Origin of the sequence: Bacteroides sp. 11BF (assembly GCF_019633765.1) — a bacterium.
In the GTDB taxonomy this organism is placed as follows: domain Bacteria; phylum Bacteroidota; class Bacteroidia; order Bacteroidales; family Bacteroidaceae; genus Bacteroides; species Bacteroides hominis.
Map to the genome: position 1 here is coordinate 151,967 of NZ_JAFKPJ010000012.1, position 19,712 is coordinate 171,678.

11 protein-coding genes are annotated in these 19,712 nt (G+C 48.7%); 6 read left to right on the forward strand and 5 right to left on the reverse strand.

What is annotated here, in order from left to right; translation table 11 throughout:
- Positions 1-172: 172 nt before the first annotated feature.
- The 4 genes from purL (at position 173) to JZY04_RS14060 (ending at position 9,191) form a co-directional block, all read left to right on the forward strand.
- Positions 173-3,877, forward strand: a complete 3,705-nt coding sequence (gene purL, locus JZY04_RS14045; protein WP_122142810.1) for a phosphoribosylformylglycinamidine synthase — start codon at positions 173-175, stop codon at positions 3,875-3,877.
- A 172-nt stretch (positions 3,878-4,049) separates the two neighbouring features.
- Positions 4,050-8,045, forward strand: a complete 3,996-nt coding sequence (locus JZY04_RS14050; RefSeq protein WP_122142811.1) for a two-component regulator propeller domain-containing protein — start codon at positions 4,050-4,052, stop codon at positions 8,043-8,045.
- Positions 8,046-8,074: 29 nt separating this feature from the next.
- Positions 8,075-8,617, forward strand: coding sequence for a chromate transporter (locus JZY04_RS14055; RefSeq protein WP_005807708.1), 543 nt, complete (start codon positions 8,075-8,077; stop codon positions 8,615-8,617).
- Between the two features lie 25 nt (positions 8,618-8,642).
- On the forward strand, positions 8,643-9,191 hold the full coding sequence (locus JZY04_RS14060; RefSeq protein WP_005780686.1) for a chromate transporter: 549 nt from the start codon (positions 8,643-8,645) through the stop codon (positions 9,189-9,191).
- A 141-nt stretch (positions 9,192-9,332) separates the two neighbouring features.
- Here JZY04_RS14060 and JZY04_RS14065 read toward each other — a convergent pair whose 3' ends face one another.
- The gene (locus tag JZY04_RS14065) at positions 9,333-10,841 is read right to left on the reverse strand and encodes a glycoside hydrolase family 10 protein (RefSeq protein ID WP_005807709.1); all 1,509 of its coding nucleotides are present in this window, start codon (positions 10,839-10,841) and stop codon (positions 9,333-9,335) included.
- A gap of 169 nt (positions 10,842-11,010) precedes the next feature.
- Here JZY04_RS14065 and uvrA point away from each other — a divergent pair, with 169 nt between their 5' ends.
- Positions 11,011-13,788, forward strand: a complete 2,778-nt coding sequence (gene uvrA, locus JZY04_RS14070) for an excinuclease ABC subunit UvrA (protein ID WP_122142812.1) — start codon at positions 11,011-11,013, stop codon at positions 13,786-13,788.
- Positions 13,789-13,956: 168 nt separating this feature from the next.
- Here uvrA and JZY04_RS14075 read toward each other — a convergent pair whose 3' ends face one another.
- From JZY04_RS14075 to JZY04_RS14085, 3 genes are read right to left on the reverse strand one after another with little or no spacing between them, the layout of a single operon-like run.
- Positions 13,957-14,439 (reverse strand): outer membrane beta-barrel protein, encoded by a 483-nt coding sequence (locus tag JZY04_RS14075; protein ID WP_005807711.1) that lies wholly within the window; start codon positions 14,437-14,439, stop codon positions 13,957-13,959.
- Between the two features lie 7 nt (positions 14,440-14,446).
- Positions 14,447-14,677, reverse strand: coding sequence for a hypothetical protein (locus JZY04_RS14080; RefSeq protein WP_005807712.1), 231 nt, complete (start codon positions 14,675-14,677; stop codon positions 14,447-14,449).
- Positions 14,678-14,684: 7 nt separating this feature from the next.
- The gene (locus tag JZY04_RS14085) at positions 14,685-16,130 is read right to left on the reverse strand and encodes a carbon starvation protein A (protein ID WP_101603395.1); all 1,446 of its coding nucleotides are present in this window, start codon (positions 16,128-16,130) and stop codon (positions 14,685-14,687) included.
- Positions 16,131-16,396: 266 nt separating this feature from the next.
- On the opposite strand from JZY04_RS14085, the gene JZY04_RS14090 reads away from it, so the two are divergent.
- Entirely contained in the window at positions 16,397-17,905 is a 1,509-nt protein-coding gene (locus tag JZY04_RS14090; protein ID WP_122142813.1) for a glycoside hydrolase family 10 protein, read from the forward strand.
- 6 nt (positions 17,906-17,911) lie between these two features.
- Here JZY04_RS14090 and JZY04_RS14095 read toward each other — a convergent pair whose 3' ends face one another.
- Complete coding sequence (locus JZY04_RS14095) at positions 17,912-19,093, reverse strand: hypothetical protein (protein ID WP_181996428.1); 1,182 nt, start codon at positions 19,091-19,093, stop codon at positions 17,912-17,914.
- Positions 19,094-19,712 lie beyond the last annotated feature (619 nt).

Sequence of the window (19,712 nt, forward strand, 5' to 3'; positions counted from 1 at the left end):
GTCCGCTCTCAGTCCGACAATTTTAGAATCACAAATCAGATCAGTTTTTGCCTTCAGCCTGCCCGTTGTCTCATTCCACGGCAGGCTGAAGTTTTTTTATTGCATTTCTTTCTCACCACCAACGAATTTGCTTATCTTTGCACACAAAGAAAACAAAATCGTATATACACACATGATTCTTTTTTTCAGAACCCCTTCCAAGAGCGTGATTGCCGTAGAGAGCAACCACGAACTTAACGCGAACGACAACAACAAACTCTGCTGGCTTTTTGGTGAAGCCGTGCCGGAAAGTGAAGAAAACCTGCAAGGCTGCTTTGTTGGGCCACGACGTGAGATGATTACTCCATGGAGTACCAACGCAGTAGAAATCACCCAGAACATGGGACTCGAAGGTATCAGCCGTATCGAGGAGTATTTCCCTGTAAAAGATGAAAATGCCGACTATGACCCAATGCTGCAACGCATGTACAAAGGTCTCGACCAAAACGTATTCACGACCAACCGCCAACCGGAAGCCATTATCTATATCGACGATCTGGAAGCCTACAATGAAAAAGAAGGTCTCGCCCTGTCAAAAGAAGAAATGGACTACCTGAAAAAGGTAGAATCGGATCTTGGACGCCGCCTGACTGACTCGGAAGTTTTCGGATTCGCACAAATCAACTCGGAACACTGCCGTCACAAAATCTTTGGCGGAACATTTATCATCGACGGCGTAGAGCAGGAATCGTCCCTCTTCCAGATGATTAAAAAGACTACTCAGGAGAATCCGAACAAAATCATCTCAGCTTACAAAGACAACGTGGCTTTTGCCGAAGGTCCGGTAATTGAACAGTTTGCCCCGGCAGACCACTCCAAACCCGATTTCTTCCGGATAAAAGATATCAAAAGCGTCATTTCGCTGAAAGCGGAAACCCATAACTTCCCCACCACAGTAGAACCTTTCAACGGTGCATCGACAGGCACAGGAGGAGAGATCCGCGACCGTATGGGCGGAGGTAAAGGTTCATGGCCGATTGCCGGAACAGCCGTCTACATGACTTCTTATCCACGTACGGAAGAAGGACGCGAATGGGAAGAAATCCTGCCGGTACGCAAATGGTTATACCAGACTCCGGAACAGATCCTGATCAAAGCTTCCAACGGAGCGAGTGATTTTGGCAACAAGTTCGGCCAACCATTGATCTGCGGTTCGGTACTGACTTTTGAACATACGGAAAACAATGAAACTTATGGTTACGACAAAGTAATCATGCTTGCCGGAGGCGTAGGTTACGGCACACAACGCGACTGCCTGAAAGGACAGCCGGAAGCCGGAAACAAAGTAGTAGTGATCGGCGGTGACAATTACCGTATCGGATTGGGCGGCGGTTCGGTTTCGTCGGTAGATACAGGCCGTTACAGCAGCGGTATCGAACTGAATGCCGTACAGCGCGCCAACGCGGAAATGCAGAAACGCGCCAACAATGTGGTTCGTGCCCTTTGCGAAGAAGACGAAAACCCGGTAGTATCTATCCATGACCACGGTTCGGCCGGACACGTAAACTGCCTCTCCGAACTGGTGGAAGAGTGCGGCGGACTTATTGACATGAGTAAGCTGCCTATCGGTGACAAAACTTTGTCGGCCAAAGAAATTATAGCAAACGAAAGCCAGGAACGCATGGGACTCCTTATTAAAGAAGAAGCCATCGAACACGTACGCCAAATTGCCGAACGTGAACGCGCTCCGATGTACGTGGTAGGTGAAACGACCGGAGATCATCGTTTTGCTTTCCAGCAAGCCGACGGTGTCCGTCCGTTCGACCTGGCCGTAGACCAGATGTTCGGTTCTTCTCCCAAAACTTACATGATAGACAAGACCGTAGAACGTCACTACACAATGCCGGAATATGAAACATCCAAACTTCACGAATATCTGACCCGGGTGTTGCAGCTGGAAGCCGTGGCTTGTAAAGACTGGCTGACTAATAAGGTGGACCGTTCGGTTACGGGTAAAGTAGCCCGCCAGCAGTGCCAGGGAGAAATCCAGTTGCCTTTGAGCGACTGCGGTGTCGTTGCACTCGACTATCGTGGCGAGAAAGGTATCGCTACTTCTATCGGACATGCTCCGCAGGCCGCACTGGCCGATCCGGCAGCAGGTTCCATCCTTTCCGTATCCGAAGCGCTGACCAATCTGGTATGGGCTCCGCTGGCCGAAGGTTTGGACAGCGTATCACTTTCCGCCAACTGGATGTGGCCTTGCCGCTCTCAGGAAGGGGAAGATGCCCGTTTGTATACAGCCGTTAAAGCACTGAGCGATTTCTGCTGTGCATTGCAGATCAATGTTCCGACCGGAAAGGATTCTTTGTCTATGACTCAGAAGTATCCGAATGGAGAGAAAGTAGTTTCTCCGGGAACGGTAATCGTATCAGCCGGCGGTGAGGTTTCGGACGTGAAGAAAGTGGTTTCTCCCGTCCTTGTCAACAATGCCAAAACTACACTCTACCATATCGACTTCAGTTTCGACAGCCTGAAACTGGGTGGCTCGGCATTTGCGCAGTCATTGGGTAAGGTAGGTAACGAAGTGCCTTGTGTACAGGATGCCGAATACTTCCGCGACGCTTTCCTGGCAGTACAGGAGTTGGTGAACAAAGGACTGATTCTTGCCGGACACGACATTTCGGCAGGTGGTCTGATCACTACGCTGCTTGAAATGTGCTTTGCCAACGTAGAAGGTGGCCTGGAAATCGAACTTGACAAGATGAAGGAAACGGATATCGTGAAGATTCTGTTTGCCGAAAACCCGGGTATCGTTATCCAGATCAGCGACAAGCACAAAGACGAAGTGAAGAAAATCCTCGAAGATGCCGGCGTAGGCTTCATCAAGTTGGGTAAACCGACGGACGAACGTCATATTCTGGTAAACAAGGACGGTGCTACTTACCAATTCGGTATAGACTATATGCGTGATGTGTGGTATTCTTCTTCTTACCTGCTCGACCGCAAACAGTCAATGAACGGATGCGCCAAGAAACGTTTTGAGAACTACAAGATGCAACCGCTTGAATTCGCATTCATGCCGGGCTTCAAAGGCAAACTGTCTCAATACGGCATCACTCCGGAACGTCGTACTCCGAGCGGTATACGTGCCGCCATCATCCGTGAAAAAGGTACGAATGGCGAACGTGAAATGGCATACTCGCTCTATCTGGCAGGTTTCGACGTGAAGGATGTCACCATGACCGACCTTATCAGCGGACGCGAAACACTGGAAGATGTAAATATGATCGTTTACTGTGGAGGGTTCTCTAACTCAGATGTATTGGGTTCTGCCAAGGGATGGGCCGGAGGTTTCTTGTTCAATCCAAGAGCAAAAGAGGCGCTCGATAAGTTCTACGCACGTGAAGACACACTGTCATTGGGCATTTGTAACGGTTGTCAGTTGATGATGGAACTGGGATTGGTAAATCCGGAACACGAGAAGAAAGGAAAAATGCTGCACAATGAATCACATAAGTTCGAATCGACCTTCATCGGAGTCACTATCCCTACCAACCGCAGCGTTATGTTCGGCTCACTGAGCGGCAGCAAACTGGGTATCTGGGTAGCACATGGAGAAGGAAAATTCTCTCTGCCATACGATGAAGACCAATACAACGTAGTAGCCAAATACTCCTACGACGAATATCCGGGCAACCCGAACGGTTCCGATTATTCGATAGCTGCCTTGGCCAGCACAGACGGCCGCCATCTGGCAATGATGCCTCACCTGGAGCGTGCCATCTTCCCATGGCAAAACGCCAATTATCCTGCCGACCGCGTACACAGCGATCAGGTAACTCCATGGATGGAAGCTTTCGTAAATGCACGTAAGTGGATCGAAGAAAAGACTAAATAACAGGATATGCAACAATAAAGAAGGGCGGGTCTCAAAGTGAGGTCCGCCCTTTTTCGTCATTCAGCGTCCGTAACAAATACTTTCGTAAAGTTTGCACTTCTCCACTCTTTTTATTAATTTTGTAAAATCATTCGCCCCCCGAAAGAATAATCATTAAAGGATTCCAGCTTGTATGAAAAAAATTCTTTTTCTTCTGCTCTTATTGCCTCTTATGGTCTCTGCACAAACCTACAAATATATCGGTGTAGAGGATGGGTTAAGCAACCGGAGGGTATATTACATCCAAAAAGATAAAAAGGGATATATGTGGTTCCTTACCCATGAAGGTGTGGACAGATATGATGGCAAAGAGTTCAAACGATATAAATTGATGGATAACGGTGAAGAACTGAATTCACTGCTTAACCTGAATTGGCTATATCTGGACCACGAAAATACCTTATGGGAAATAGGAAAGAAAGGAAAGGTGTTCCGTTACGACCCGTTACGGGATGAATTCACACTTGTCTACAAGCTACCGGAAGACGTGGTCAAAGACCGCCCCGCTCCCATCAGCTACAGTTTCATCGACAAGAATAACAACATCTGGCTGTGCAACGATGAATATCTTTATCTATACAACACCCATACGCAGCAAACCCTGCAGATCAGAAATGAAATTGAAGAAGATATCACTGATATCGAACAAATAGACGAAACACATTTCTTTATCGGTACGGAACAAGGCATTCATCACGCCGAACTAAAAAATCGGGCATTGCATCTGCTTCCGTGTGACAAACTGGACAATCTCCCGATACAGATCAACGAACTTTATTTCCACCGCCCTTCACGCAAATTATTCATCGGTACTTTCGAACGCGGCATATATGTCTATGACATGAACACCAAACAAAGTACCCAACCCCGAATGAGCCTGACAGACGTCAGCATCACACGCATAAAGCCACTGAACAATAAGGAACTGCTTGTTGCAACAGACGGTGCAGGAGTATATAAGATAAATGTAAACTCTTATCTGACCACTCCGTATATCATAGCCGACTACAACCAACACAACGAAATGAACGGCAACAACATCCCCGACTTTTATGTGGATGACGAACAGCGCATCTGGCTTGCAAACTATCCAATCGGCATCACGGTGCGCAACAACCGCTATTCGGGCTATAACTGGATAAAACATTCCATTGGCAACAAACAATCACTAATCAATGACCAAGTAAACTCAATCATTGAAGATAGTGACGGAGATTTATGGTATGGTACCAACAATGGAATCAGTTACTACAATTCCGCCAACGGGACATGGCATTCGTTCATGAGTTCCTTCGAAAAGGACGAACGTTATAAGAATCATATCTTCCTTACTGTGTGTGAGGTAGAACCGGGGGTCATCTGGGCTGCCGGCTATAGTTCGGGGATTTACCAGATAAACAAACGGACCCTGTCTGTCGAGTATGTTACTCCGTCTTCACTGTATGGAATCAATATCCGGCCGGACAAATACATCCGTTCTATCATGAAAACAGCCAATGGCGATATATGGTCGGGAGGTTATTACAACTTGAAGCGCATCAACTTTAAAAACAGAACTCTCCGCCTATATCCAAGACTCAACTCCATCACCTCCATTATCGAAAAAGACAGCAAACAGATGTGGATAGGTACGGCAACCGGGCTTTATTTACTCGAGAAGGAATCCGGTAAGTATCAACGCATCGACCTGCCGGTAGAGTCTATGTATATTTATTCGCTGTACCAAGCAAAGAATGGACTTTTATATATCGGGACAAGTGGTTCGGGGCTATTGATATACGATCCGGAAAAGAGAAGCTTCACCCATTACCACAGAGATAACTGTGCGTTGATTTCCAACAATATATACGCAATCCTCTCGGATGCGGATGAAGACATCGTCATGAGTACCGAAAACGGGCTGACCAGTTATTATCCGGCAGAGAAGCTATTCCATAACTGGACCAAGGATCAGGGACTGATGGCCAGTCATTTCAATGCCGGAGCAGGCACGTTGCGTAAAAACGGAAACTTTATATTCGGCAGTTCCGACGGTGCCATCGAATTTAGCCGAACGATGAAGATACCCAGAAAGTATAATTCCAAAATGGTACTCAGCGATCTGAAGATTTTCTACCAGACTGTTTATCCCGGCGAAGAAAGTTCTCCGCTAAATATGGATATTGATGACACCAAGGAGCTGAAACTGAGCTATAGCCAGAATATATTCTCACTCAAAGTATCGTCTATCAACTACGACTATCCGTCGAACATTTTATACTCGTGGAAACTGGAGGGATTCTACGACCAATGGAGCCGTCCCGGAAATGAAAACATCATTCGCTTTACGAACTTGAGCCCGGGTGAGTACACCCTCCACATCCGTGCGGTATCCAATGAAGATAAACGCATCGTACTTGAAGAGCGTACCATGGAAATCAGTATTGCCCAACCCATCTGGCTCAGTTTTTGGGCTATGCTGATTTATGCCGTCGTACTGGCGGTGATAGCCATCATTGCCCTACGCATGATTATCCTCCGGAAACAAAGGAAAATATCGGATGAAAAGATCCACTTCTTTATCAATACGGCACATGACATCCGTACTCCGCTGACACTGATCAAAGCTCCGCTCGAAGAGATACGCGAACGGGAAGCATTGACCAAAGACGGTATCAGCAACATGAACACGGCTTTACGAAACGTGAATGCACTGTTGCGCCTCACCACTAACCTTATCAACTTTGAACGGGCAGACGTATACTCGTCGGAACTTTATATTTCGGAATATGAACTGAATACTTACCTGACGGAAACCTTCAATGCGTTCCGTCCATACGCTGCCGTGAAACACATCAACTTCACTTATGAAAGCAATTTCCGTTACCTGAATGTATGGATCGACAAAGAAAAGATGGATTCAATCCTGAAAAACATCATCTCGAATGCCTTGAAATATACTCCCGAAAACGGCAGCGTACACATTTACGCTTCCGAAACGAACGATACGTGGAGCGTTGAGGTGAATGATACTGGTATCGGAATCCCTGCCAATGAACAAAAGAAGCTATTCAAGATACATTTCCGGGGAAGCAACGCAATCAACTCCAAAGTGACCGGAAGCGGCATCGGGCTGATGCTTGTATGGAAACTGGTTCATCTGCACAAAGGAAAAATCAACCTTAACAGTGTAGAACATCAGGGTTCGTCTATCAAAGTGACTTTCCCGAAGGATAACAAGCATTTCCATAAAGCACATCTGGCTACCCGCGCACGCGAACTCAGCACGGAGCAAGTACCTCCTGTTTCTCCCGCCGATATTTACGAAAAGGCGAAAAAACAGCATGACCAGAACCTGCAACGTTTACTGATCGTTGAAGACAATGATGAATTGCGTAATTACCTCACCCACACGTTATCGGATAATTACACCATCCAAACTTGTTCCAATGGCAAAGAGGCACTGACTATCGTAAAAGAGTATATGCCGGAATTGATCATTTCGGATATCATGATGCCGGAAATGCGGGGAGACGAACTTTGCGCCGCCATAAAAAATGACATTGAAACGTCACACATTCCCATCATCCTGCTTACGGCGCTGAATGATGAGAAGAATATCCTGGAAGGACTGAAAATAGGAGCAGACGAATACATAGTCAAGCCATTCAACATCGGCATTCTGAAAGCAACCGTTGCCAACTTGCTGACAAACCGCGCACTGCTGAAAAGCAAATATGCCAACCTTGAAGTCAGCGAAGAGGAAGAGGCCTCTCCCAATTGTGCAACAGATCTCGACTGGAAATTCATTGCTACGGTCAAGAAGAGTGTCGAAGAAAACATAGACAATCCTGCCTTCAATGTAGATGTACTCTGCAACCTTTTGAATATGAGCCGCACGAGCTTCTATAATAAGCTAAAGGCATTGACCGATCAGGCTCCCGGAGATTATATCAGACTGATCCGCCTGAAACGGGCTGCAACATTATTAAAGACCGGACAACACTCCATCACCGAAATATCCGAGATGACGGGATTCAGTGACGTCAAGTATTTCCGTGAAGTATTTAAGAAACATTTCAATGTGAGTCCCAGCAAGTACTCTAAAGAGGGCGGCAAAGAGGATAAGGAAGAAGACCCACAAGAGTAAGAGAAAAGAGAATAAGAGTAACATATCAAATGAATATTTATCTTGAAGCGTTCGGCATCTTTTTCAAGATTGGTGCCTTTACTATCGGAGGCGGCTATGCCATGGTACCTCTGATAGAAAACGAAATCGTAACCAAACGGAACTGGATTTCCAAGGATGACTTCGTTGATCTGCTTGCCATATCCCAGTCGGCACCGGGCATCCTGGCGGTAAACATTTCCATCTTTATCGGATATAAACTGCGCGGTATACGCGGAAGCCTTGTAACTGCCCTTGGAACGGTGCTCCCGTCGTTTATCATCATACTGGCCATTGCCATGTTTTTCCATAACTTCAAAGATAACCCCATCGTAGAACGTATCTTCAAAGGTATCCGCCCGGCAGTGGTCGCACTGATTGCGGCACCCACTTTCAGTATGGCGAAATCTGCCAAAGTCAACCGGTATACAATCTGGATTCCGGTTGTTTCTGCCCTGCTTATCTGGTTACTGGGCTTCTCTCCTATCTGGATTATTATCGCGGCAGGCGTAGGCGGCTTTTGCTGGGGAAAATGGAAACAGTCACATCGCTAATCATCCACTTTGACATTTAAACATTATGATCTACCTGCAACTCTTTTATACATTCTTCAAGATCGGACTATTTGGCTTCGGAGGCGGATATGCCATGCTCTCGATGATTCAGGGTGAAGTCGTGACACGCTATGACTGGGTTAGTACTCAGGAGTTTACCGACATTGTAGCCATCAGTCAATCCACTCCCGGACCTATTGGTATCAATGCCGCCACTTATGTGGGTTTTACGGCTACGGGCAGTGTCTGGGGATCTGTCATCGCCACGTTTGCAGTAGTGCTCCCCTCTTTTATCCTGATGCTCACCATCAGTAAGTTTTTTCTGAAATACCAAAAACATCCTGCCGTAGAAGCTGTTTTCAGCGGACTCCGACCTGCCGTAGTAGGACTGCTGGCGTCGGCAGCACTGGTCTTGATGAATACGGAGAATTTCGGTTCACCGACAGGGGATACTTATACATTTGTAATCAGCATTATCATCTTCTTAGTGGCCTTTATCGGAACGAAAAAGTACAATGCCAACCCGATTCTGATGATTATTGCCTGCGGAATAGCAGGACTGATATTATATTAGGAGAGGATTGATGAACCACAGGATGACACATTGATGAACCACAGAGTTTTCAGACAAAAGAACATAAGAACAAATAAAGAATAGCCTGTTCTTTTGTTCTTATGTCTAAAAAAGCTCTGTGTTACTCTGTGGTGAACTACTTTATAATTTCACCTTCTTACTTACCGATTTCGATTCATTGTGCAAGCGGTCGAGTGCTGTCACAACATAACGGTATTTGGTCTTTCCGTCATCGTAGGGAAGTTTATAGAAATTGTTTCGGGTAATGGCAACGATATGCGAAGCGTCATCAATGTTCACTTTCTCTTTTCCATCAAAACGGTAAACCACATATTGCACGGCACGGTCCATCTCGTCTTTTGCTTTCGGAGCAGTCCAGAAAAGCATATAGCCATCTTCCGTCCACACTTTTTTCACTTTACGCACCTTGCCCGGAGCCTTATCGTCCATAAAATCGAAGACAGGAACCAGAGCAGGATACTTATGATACTCTTGCACAAGTGCGTCCCGATACTTCCCGGCATTTTCCACCACAGCGCTTGCCGGCCATTGGCAACTTCCGCCGATAGTCTGATAAGCTCTTTCCAGAGCCATCTTGCGAGGCAACTGATTGATAGACGGATTTTTCGGATCGGCATTCTGAACCGTATTCATTACGGATTGGCCGATGAACAAAGGACGGTTCTCCGTATTCTTTGCCCACCACTTCACCAGGGTTTCATAGTCGGCAGCGGGGTGACCTATCTGCCAGTATATCTGCGGGATGTTATAATCCACCCAGCCATTACGCGCCCAGAGCAATACATCGGCATACAGGTCATCGTAATTCTGCAAACCATTTGTTTTACTACCCAACGGATCGTTCTTCTCGTTACGGTAAATACCGAACGGACTGATACCGAATTTCACCCAGGGTTTCAAGCCACGGATGGTTTCATGAATCTTCTGGATCAGTATGTTCACGTTGCTTCGGCGCCAGTCGGCACGGTTGGTGAATCCTCCGCCGTAACGGGCAAAGCTCGCATCATCGGGGAAGTCGACACCCTTTGCCGGATAAGGATAAAAGTAGTCGTCCATATGGATGGCATCCACATCGTAACGCGAAACAATGTCTGCCACCACCATACAGATGTGACGGCGGCTCTCGGGCAATGCCGGATCAAAATACAATTGATTATTGTAGGTGACAAACCATTCAGGATGGATATTGTACAGGTGATTGGCTGCCAGTTCACTCTTGAGCGATGTCTTTACCCGATAAGGGTTGATCCACGCATGGAACTCCATTCCCCGTTTATGGCATTCGTCAATCATAAACTGCATCGGGTCCCAATAAGGCGAAGGTGCCTGTCCCTGCACACCGGTCAGGAAACGGCTCCACGGCTCCAATTGCGAAGCATACAAAGCATCCGCTTCGGGGCGCACCTGAAATATGATTGCATTGATACCTGCTCCCTGCAAAGAGTTGAGCTGATCAATGAGTGTCTGTTTCAGCTTCTCGGTAGGTATGCCACGGAACTGACCATTCACTGCCTGTATCCACGCTCCGCGGAATTCTCTCTTCGGATAAGGGCTTTGTTGTTGGATTTGTGCCCCCACTCCTGTTGCAAGGAAGAGAGCTAAAAGAAGAATCAATTTTCTCAGGTTCATAATCGGTTTCATAAAAATGTGGTGCAAAGATACAATTTTGCTCCTCATTTGCAACGGCTAAGCGAGCAATTCACTATTCGCAAGGTGTTTTTAAGATAAAAGTTCCTTTCTCTGTTAGGTTAAACGTTTCCGACTCGTTATCTTTGCAGTCCAAGTAACGAAAACGCTTATGACTGACAGTAAATACATCTCCATAAAGGGGGCCAGAGTCAACAATCTGAAGAATATTGACGTAAACATTCCCCGCAATAAACTGGTGGTGATAACCGGCCTTTCCGGTTCCGGAAAATCATCGCTTGCTTTCGACACCCTCTATGCCGAGGGACAGCGCCGCTATGTAGAAAGCCTCAGCAGTTATGCCCGCCAGTTCCTGGGCCGAATGAGCAAACCGGAATGTGACTTTATCAAAGGGATTCCGCCTGCCATCGCCATCGAACAGAAGGTAAACAGCCGCAACCCGCGCTCCACGGTGGGTACTTCGACCGAAATCTACGAGTACCTGCGCCTGCTTTATGCCCGTGTGGGCAAAACCTACAGCCCTGTCAGCGGTGAAGAAGTGAAAAAACACTCCATCGAGGACATTGTAAACTGCATGCTCTCATATCCCGAAGGAACCCGCTACACGGTGTTGACGCAGATTTTCCTGCACGACGGACGCACACTTGAACAGCAATTGGAGATCGACCAGAAACAAGGTTTCAACCGTCTTGAAGTGAACGGTGAGATGGTGCGTATCGACGAATACGCTGCCGGCAAAGACGACGTAGTCTACCTTCTCGTCGACCGAATGACGGTGGCAACAACCAAGGATGCCGTCAGCCGCCTGACCGACTCGGCCGAAACAGCCATGTACGAAGGCAATGGCATGTGTATGCTTCGCTTTTATCAACCAGACGGATCAACCCGGCTTCACACCTTCAGCACCAAGTTCGAGGCCGACGGTATCATATTTGAAGAACCGAACGACCAGATGTTTTCGTTCAACTCACCGATCGGTGCCTGTCCGGTATGCGAAGGATTCGGCAAGGTGATCGGCATCGACGAACATCTGGTAGTGCCCAACCGTTCGTTGTCGGTCTACGACGGAGCCATCGTCTGCTGGCGGGGCGAGAAGATGGGTGAATGGCGCGAAGAACTGATTCACAATGCAGAAAAATTCAACTTCCCTATTTTCACCCCTTACTACGAGCTGACCGATGAACAGCGCCGGGTGTTGTGGGAAGGAAACCAATATTTCCACGGCATCAACGACTTTTTCAAGATGCTTGAAGAGAACCAGTACAAGATTCAATATCGTGTGATGCTGGCACGCTATCGTGGAAAGACGCTTTGTCCGAAATGCCACGGTACCCGCCTGAAACCCGAAGCGGGATACGTGCGCGTAGGTGGCAAAAACATCTCGGAACTGGTGGACCTGCCCATCACCGAATTGCAGAAGTTCTTCGATTCGCTTGAACTGAACGAACACGACCAAGCCGTGGCACGCCGCATCCTGACAGAGATCAACAGCCGCATCCGTTTCCTGATCGATGTGGGATTGGGGTATCTCACCCTGAACCGGCTCAGTAATTCGCTCTCGGGCGGCGAAAGCCAGCGCATCAACCTGGCCACTTCGCTGGGAAGCAGTCTGGTGGGCAGTCTCTACATCCTCGACGAACCCAGTATCGGGCTTCACAGCCGGGATACGGACCGCTTGATCCACGTACTCCGCCAACTCCAACAGTTGGGCAATACGGTAGTGGTGGTGGAACATGACGAAGAGATCATACGTGCAGCGGACTACATCATCGACATCGGCCCGAATGCCGGCCGGCTGGGCGGACAGGTAGTCTATCAGGGGGATATGAAAGATTTACAGAAAGACAGCAACAGTTACACTGTGAAATACCTGCTGGGCGAGGAAAACATTCCCGTACCGGAACACCGCCGCCCATGGAACAACTATATCGAGATAAAAGGTGCCCGCGAAAACAACCTGAAAGGAGTAGACGTACGCTTCCCGCTCAATGTGATGACCGTCGTAACAGGAGTCAGCGGATCGGGAAAGAGCACACTGGTACGTGACATCTTCTACCGGGCGCTGAAGCGTGAACTGGACGAATGCACTGAACGCCCGGGTGAGTTTGCATCCATCGGAGGCGACCTGCGCAACCTGCGCAACGTGGAGTTTGTCGATCAGAACCCCATCGGTAAGTCCTCCCGTTCGAACCCGGTAACCTACATCAAAGCATACGACGAAATCCGTAAGCTCTGGGCAGATCAGCCACTGGCCAAGCAGATGGGCTATACGGCAGGCTATTTCAGCTTTAACAACGAGGGCGGACGCTGCGAAGAGTGCAAAGGCGACGGAACCATCACAGTGGAGATGCAGTTCATGGCCGACCTGGTGCTGGAGTGTGAATCATGCCACGGCAAACGCTTCAAAGCCGATACGCTGGAAGTGAAGTTCCAAGATAAAAACATTTATGACGTACTGGAGATGACGGTCAACCAAGCCATCGAGTTCTTTACGGAACACGGGCAAAAGAAGATCGTAAAGAAGCTGATCCCCCTGCAGGATGTCGGTTTGGGATATATCAAGCTGGGACAATCATCGTCCACCCTCTCGGGAGGAGAGAACCAACGCGTGAAACTGGCTTATTACCTGAGTCAGGAGAAAGCGGACCCGACTTTGTTCATCTTCGACGAACCGACCACCGGACTGCACTTCCACGATATACGCAAGCTGCTCGACGCATTTGATGCGCTGATCCGTCGCGGACACTCCATCGTGATCATCGAGCACAACATGGATGTCATAAAATGTGCCGATTACGTGATAGACCTCGGACCGGAGGGCGGAGACAAAGGCGGTAATATTGTGGCAGTCGGGACACCGGAAGAGGTGGCTGCCTGTGCGGCAAGTTATACGGGACAATTTCTGCAGGAGAAACTGAACCACTTGTAAAACAAGTAAGGGTTCTCTAATCAATTTTATCGGGAACTCACCACAAAGGGGCTGTCAAAAGTCTTTTCACCACAGAATACACAGATTATCAATATGGATAATCAATGACTTAAAATTCACCCTGTGTTACTCTGTGCCCTCTGTGGTGAGTTCCTTTTAAAGGAAAAATCAGAAGTAGAAGCCGAAGCCGACTTTCAGTCCGAACTTCGACCAATCGCTGTCCTTAAAACTCAAATCATAGTAAACAGCCGGCTCTATGGTCACTGTCCGTGTCAGGAAAAAAGCATAACCGGCCTCTGCACCAAGCGCAAAGTCGGTGGTGTCTCCCACCTTCCAGTTATAGCGGTTCATCTTCAATCCGGCACCTAAATAAATGCCACACTTATCAAAGTAATATCTTCCTCCGACACCCAGCGTGTATTTATCCTCAGGTTTGCTCCAGTTGGCACCGGCTGTAACCATCAACGCCACATTGTCCACCAGAAAGGCTCCGCCTTGCGCCTGCAATCCGAACTGTGTTTTCTCGGACTTGCTGTAAGAGAGTCCCAGCCCCGTCACCGAGGGATTCACAATCCACTTTCCTTTCTCAAACTGTGCCTGTGCCGTCACTGAAACAACAAGCAGACATACCATCCACATTAATTTCTTCATAACATTTCTATTTTTTCAGGTTGTTCATATGTTCTTCCTCCCGGCGGCGTTGCTGCATCTGTTCCTTTTTCCTCAGCACCAGCCAAAGAACGAGAACAATGACATACGAAGCAGCCAGGGTGAGATACTTCTCTGTATCGCTTACTTCATTATTGCGAGGCAGCAGATAAGCTGCTGTCACAGACACGTAGATCAGTAGGGCGACAGTAACCCAGGTTGATTTCTTTACTTTCTTCATACGAGTGTTAATTATGTAATAACTTCTTTAACTCCTGATTCGAGTTAAATCTATTTTTCCAAACAGCAAACCAAACGGCCGCCCCCAGCGTGCAAATACCTCCTATCGCATACGAAACGGCGTGTGACAATCCCAATCCTTCGGGAGCAATGCAAATATAAGTGGAGCAGACAGCTGTCATGAACAGGGCCGGAACCAGCGTCAATCCATACATCTTACGGGCACACGCCAGATAGACCGTAATGGCCCAGAGGGTAAATACCGACAAGGTCTGGTTGGCCCAGGCAAAGTAGCGCCAGATCATGTCGAATCCGTCCTTATCACGCAAACTATAAAGCAGCAGCCCGATGGCGGCAATAAACATCGGGACACAAATATACAAACGGCGGCGAATGCTTTTTTGTTCCAGTTTCAGGAAATCGGCAACAATCAGACGTGCCGAACGAAACGCGGTGTCGCCCGACGTAATAGGGGCAGCAATCACTCCCAGAATGGCAAGCACGCCACCCACTGCGCCGAGCCACCCTTTCGTGATGGCATCCACAATGACAGAAGCGTTGTTTTCCTCCATACCATGCTCACGATAAAAATAAGTGGCGGCAGCGGCCCAGATCAAGGCGACGATTCCCTCGGTAATCATGGCACCGTAGAATACGGGACGGCCATGACGCTCGGAAGTCATGCAACGGGCCATCAACGGGCTTTGTGTAGCATGAAATCCGGAGATGGCCCCACAGGCGATACTGACAAACATGATTGGAAAGATAGGCAATGCGGCTGCATCCGGATGGGTATTCTGCAATCCGTCCCACAACTCGGGGAGCGCCGGATGATGGACATAGAGCATCACAAGGATGCCCACTGCCATAAACAGCAAAGCTACGGCAAACAGGGGATATATCTTTCCGATGATTTTATCGACCGGCAGCAATGTGGCGAGAATATAATAGATGAATACGACAATGATCCAGAAGGTGGTATCGAGGCTGTCGGGAGTGAGCTTTGCCAGCAGTCCGGCCGGACCTGCCACAAAGACGGCACCTACCAGAATCATCAGGATGACGGTGAAGCCGCGCATCACCTGCTTGGTGGTCAGCCCCAGGTAGCGGCCGACAATTTCGGGTAAGCTCTCACCTCCGTTGCGAAGTGAAAGCATACCGGCAAAGTAGTCGTGCGTGGCACCGGCAAAGATGCTTCCCAGCACAATCCACAGGTAAGAAGCCGTACCGAACTTTGCGCCCATAATAGCTCCGAAGATGGGGCCGAGACCGGCTATATTCAGAAATTGAATCATAAAAATCTTCCAGGTGGGGAGAGGGATATAATCCACTCCGTCGGCATGTGTCAGTGCCGGGGTCTTTCGGTCGTCGGGGCCAAAGACACGCTCCACCAATCGTCCGTAAATGAAGTAACCTGCAACCAATGCCAGCAGGCAAATTGTAAATGTAATCATGGCGTGTTGAATTGTTAATCAGCGCAAATGTAACATAATCTGTGGAAACTACACAACTTTACAAAGGGTTTTGCTAACTTTGCGGACTTCTGTTCGCCACGGAAGGCAGTTTAGAAGACGTTTCACCACAGATTACACGGATTAACACAGATTAATACGAATTGATACGGATTGATACGGATTCTTTAACCGGATTCTCAATGAAATAAATTATCAATCTGTGTTAATCCGTGTAATCTGTGGTGAACATCAAAACCATTATATTTATGAATACCATCTATAAAAGCCATAACGACTCTTTCTCAGTGAAAAAGAGAGCCGGAAGAGGAACGTCCCTCCTCTTTCTTTTTCTCCTCTCCTTACTTCCGCTCCATGCGCAGACCTCCCCGAAACACGAGGTACGGGCTGCCTGGATCACTGCCGTCTACGGACTGGACTGGCCACGCACCAAAGCAACCACTCCCGCAGGCATCCGGCGGCAGAAGGAGGAGCTGATCGACATCCTCGACCGCCTGAAAGAAGCCAACTTCAATACAGTCCTTTTCCAGACACGTACCCGTGGAGATGTACTCTACCGTTCGGACATTGAACCTTTTAACTCCATACTGACCGGCAAGGTCGGCGGCGATCCCGGATACGACCCTTTGGCCTTCGCCATCGAAGAGTGCCACAAACGGGGTATGGAGTGTCATGCCTGGATGGTGACCATCCCACTTGGAGGCAAGAGACACGTAGCCTCACTCGGCAAACAATCGGTAACCAAACGCCAGCGGGACATCTGCGTGCCTTATAAAAACGAATATTTCCTCAACCCCGGACATCCCGCCACCAAAGAGTATCTGATGAAGTTGGTACGTGAAGTGGTCAGCCGCTACGACGTGGACGGAGTTCACTTCGACTACCTCCGCTATCCCGAAAACGCGCCCCGCTTCCCGGACAGTTACGACTTCCGCCGCTACGGTAAAGGACGTTCGCTGGCACAATGGCGCCGTGACAACCTGACGGACATTGTGCGTTACATCTATAACGGAGTGAAAGCCATGAAGCCCTGGGTGAAGGTGAGCACCTGTCCGGTAGGGAAATACCGCGACACGTCACGATACTCCTCCAAAGGCTGGAATGCTTTTTTCACCGTCTACCAGGATCCGCAGGGATGGCTGGGCGAAGGCATTCAAGACCAGATCTACCCGATGATGTATTTCCGCGGCAACGGCTTCTACCCCTTTGCGCTCGACTGGCAGGAGCAAAGCAACGGACGCCACATCGTGCCCGGACTGGGAATCTACTTTCTTCATCCCGACGAGGGTAACTGGACCTCCGAAGAAGTGGAACGCCAGATACATTTCATCCGCGCCAACCACTTGGCAGGCGAAGCGCATTATCGGGTAAAGTACCTGATGGACAATACCCAGGAAGTATACGACATCCTCCGGGAGCAGTTCTATCAATATCCGGCACTGCAACCGCCCATGCCGTGGATCGACAACGCGGCTCCTACCGCACCGTCGGAGCTAAGTGTAGTTTCCACCGGCGACGGATATACCCGGCTCAGCTGGAAAGCTGCCACGGATAATGACAGGCAGAATGCACCGATGTACATAATTTACGCTTCGGACACCTATCCGGTGGACATTACGAACCCGGAAAACATTCTCGTACAAAACCTGCGGGACACGCACTACACCTATGCTCCCATCCGTCCGTGGATGGCCCGGAAGTATTTTGCCGTCACGGCAGTGGACCGCTGCGGAAATGAAAGTGAGGCATGCAGATAACACGTCTCAGTCCTCCACAAGGATATATGCCCGGTAACGGCTCGTCTTCAGGACGGGGACCAATGGCAGATACCCCTTCACCACCCTGCCGTCTTCCGTATGCAGCGGGTGCCCGGTCTTCATCGCATTGTGTTCCTGCAATGCCTGCCCGTCGGATGGATAATAAGAGACACGAAACACCCCCGAAGCCCCGGATTGTACATAACGGTCGTATATCAGGCGGGACACAAGCCCCATATTCATGCGCAAATTGATTTCCACACAAGGATGGATGCGAAACGCCGGAAGAGCCCCGGACCGGCAAATCATCATATCCACCCCCAGATAACCGGCATATTCATTCCCTAAAGAGGCGGACAACTCTTTTTCCAACTCCTTTTGAATCCGGAACAAAGCATCCACAGGCACGTAAGCCGACAATCGCCGTTCGATCTCCGCGTCGGACAGCAGACAGTTGCCTTCATAAGCTCCACCGGCATTGGTGTGAAACAAAGAATATCCGGCAAAACGAACCTTCCCCTCCCCATCGGAGCAGAACTCCATCGCAAAATCTTCCACCTTATTATATACAGGTTCGCCAACAACGCCTCCCTCCCGGTCTATGACCCGGGCACACCAGCGCTCTATAAGAGGAGTGAACTCTCCCTTACACCAGTTCAGTCCCTTACCGCTTCCGGACAAGGGCGCTTTGAGCAGACAGCATTCCCGATCCTCTATAAATGTACGGCAATCGGACAAAGTCGTCAGGTAGAAAGACTCTCCGCAAAACCTTTCATCCACTTGCAGATGTGGCAACAGCTTCACAGCCTGCGACCGATGGGAGAGGTTGCGCAACCGCTCCATCTCGCCCACCGAAGGAAGAACAGCATCGGATATCCCCAACGAAAGCAAACGCTTCCGGAGTGCCGGATTCCATCCCCAGGGAATTACCGAACGAACGTCAGAAAAATCCTCTGCCTGAGTCCTTAAGGAAACAGGAAGTGGAAAAAGCCGGAGCATCTCTTCCAGAAAAGGCTGGTTATAAGCAGACGGAGCAAGCACACTGCACTCCCCGTCCGCAAACCATATCGGGAGCAGCGCCAACTCTTCTGCCATCTTGCGGGCAGAAGCAGGCGCCATATAATTGGTCTCACCACTGGCGAGAGCCAGATCCTGATCCGGATTAAACAGGTAAAGAAGGTTTGTCATTACAATCAATCATTAAAAAACAGGAAGTGCCATTAATCTTGTCAAACGGATGGTCTACTGTCCTTTTGTTTCCATTTCCGGTTTTTCACTTACAAGCCTTTGGGATACAAAGAGGCAACCGGCCGAAAAACCGATAAGTTTCCCGCAAATATATGCACAAAAACGCACATAAAGCCGGGTAAACCGTCACTTTCTGCCGGGCAAAGCCTCACTTACCCCCGGGCAAAGGCTCTGCTATCCCCGGAGGGTGTGTCGGAATTCACCACAGAGGACACAGAGGACACAGAGTAACATAGAGTGAATTTTAAGTTATTGACCATCAATATTCTTATTCTGTGATAATCTGTGTAATCTGTGGTGAAAAGAGGATTATCCGCAAACCAAGGCTCTTCTCCCCTTCCCCGACTCTATTTCCTCTCTCCCGGCGAAGCATTTCAAACTAACAAAAGAAACCCTTTTTCAAAGAAATACCGGCATAAACTACCGAAAATGAAAAACTATATTTATATTTGCAAGCAAACACTGAAGTAGACAAGCAAAAGCATAATTGCCCGATTGAACTGGCTGCGTTTTTTCAGAAGCAGCTTGCCGTTGACCCGAAATAACGCCTCTACCACCT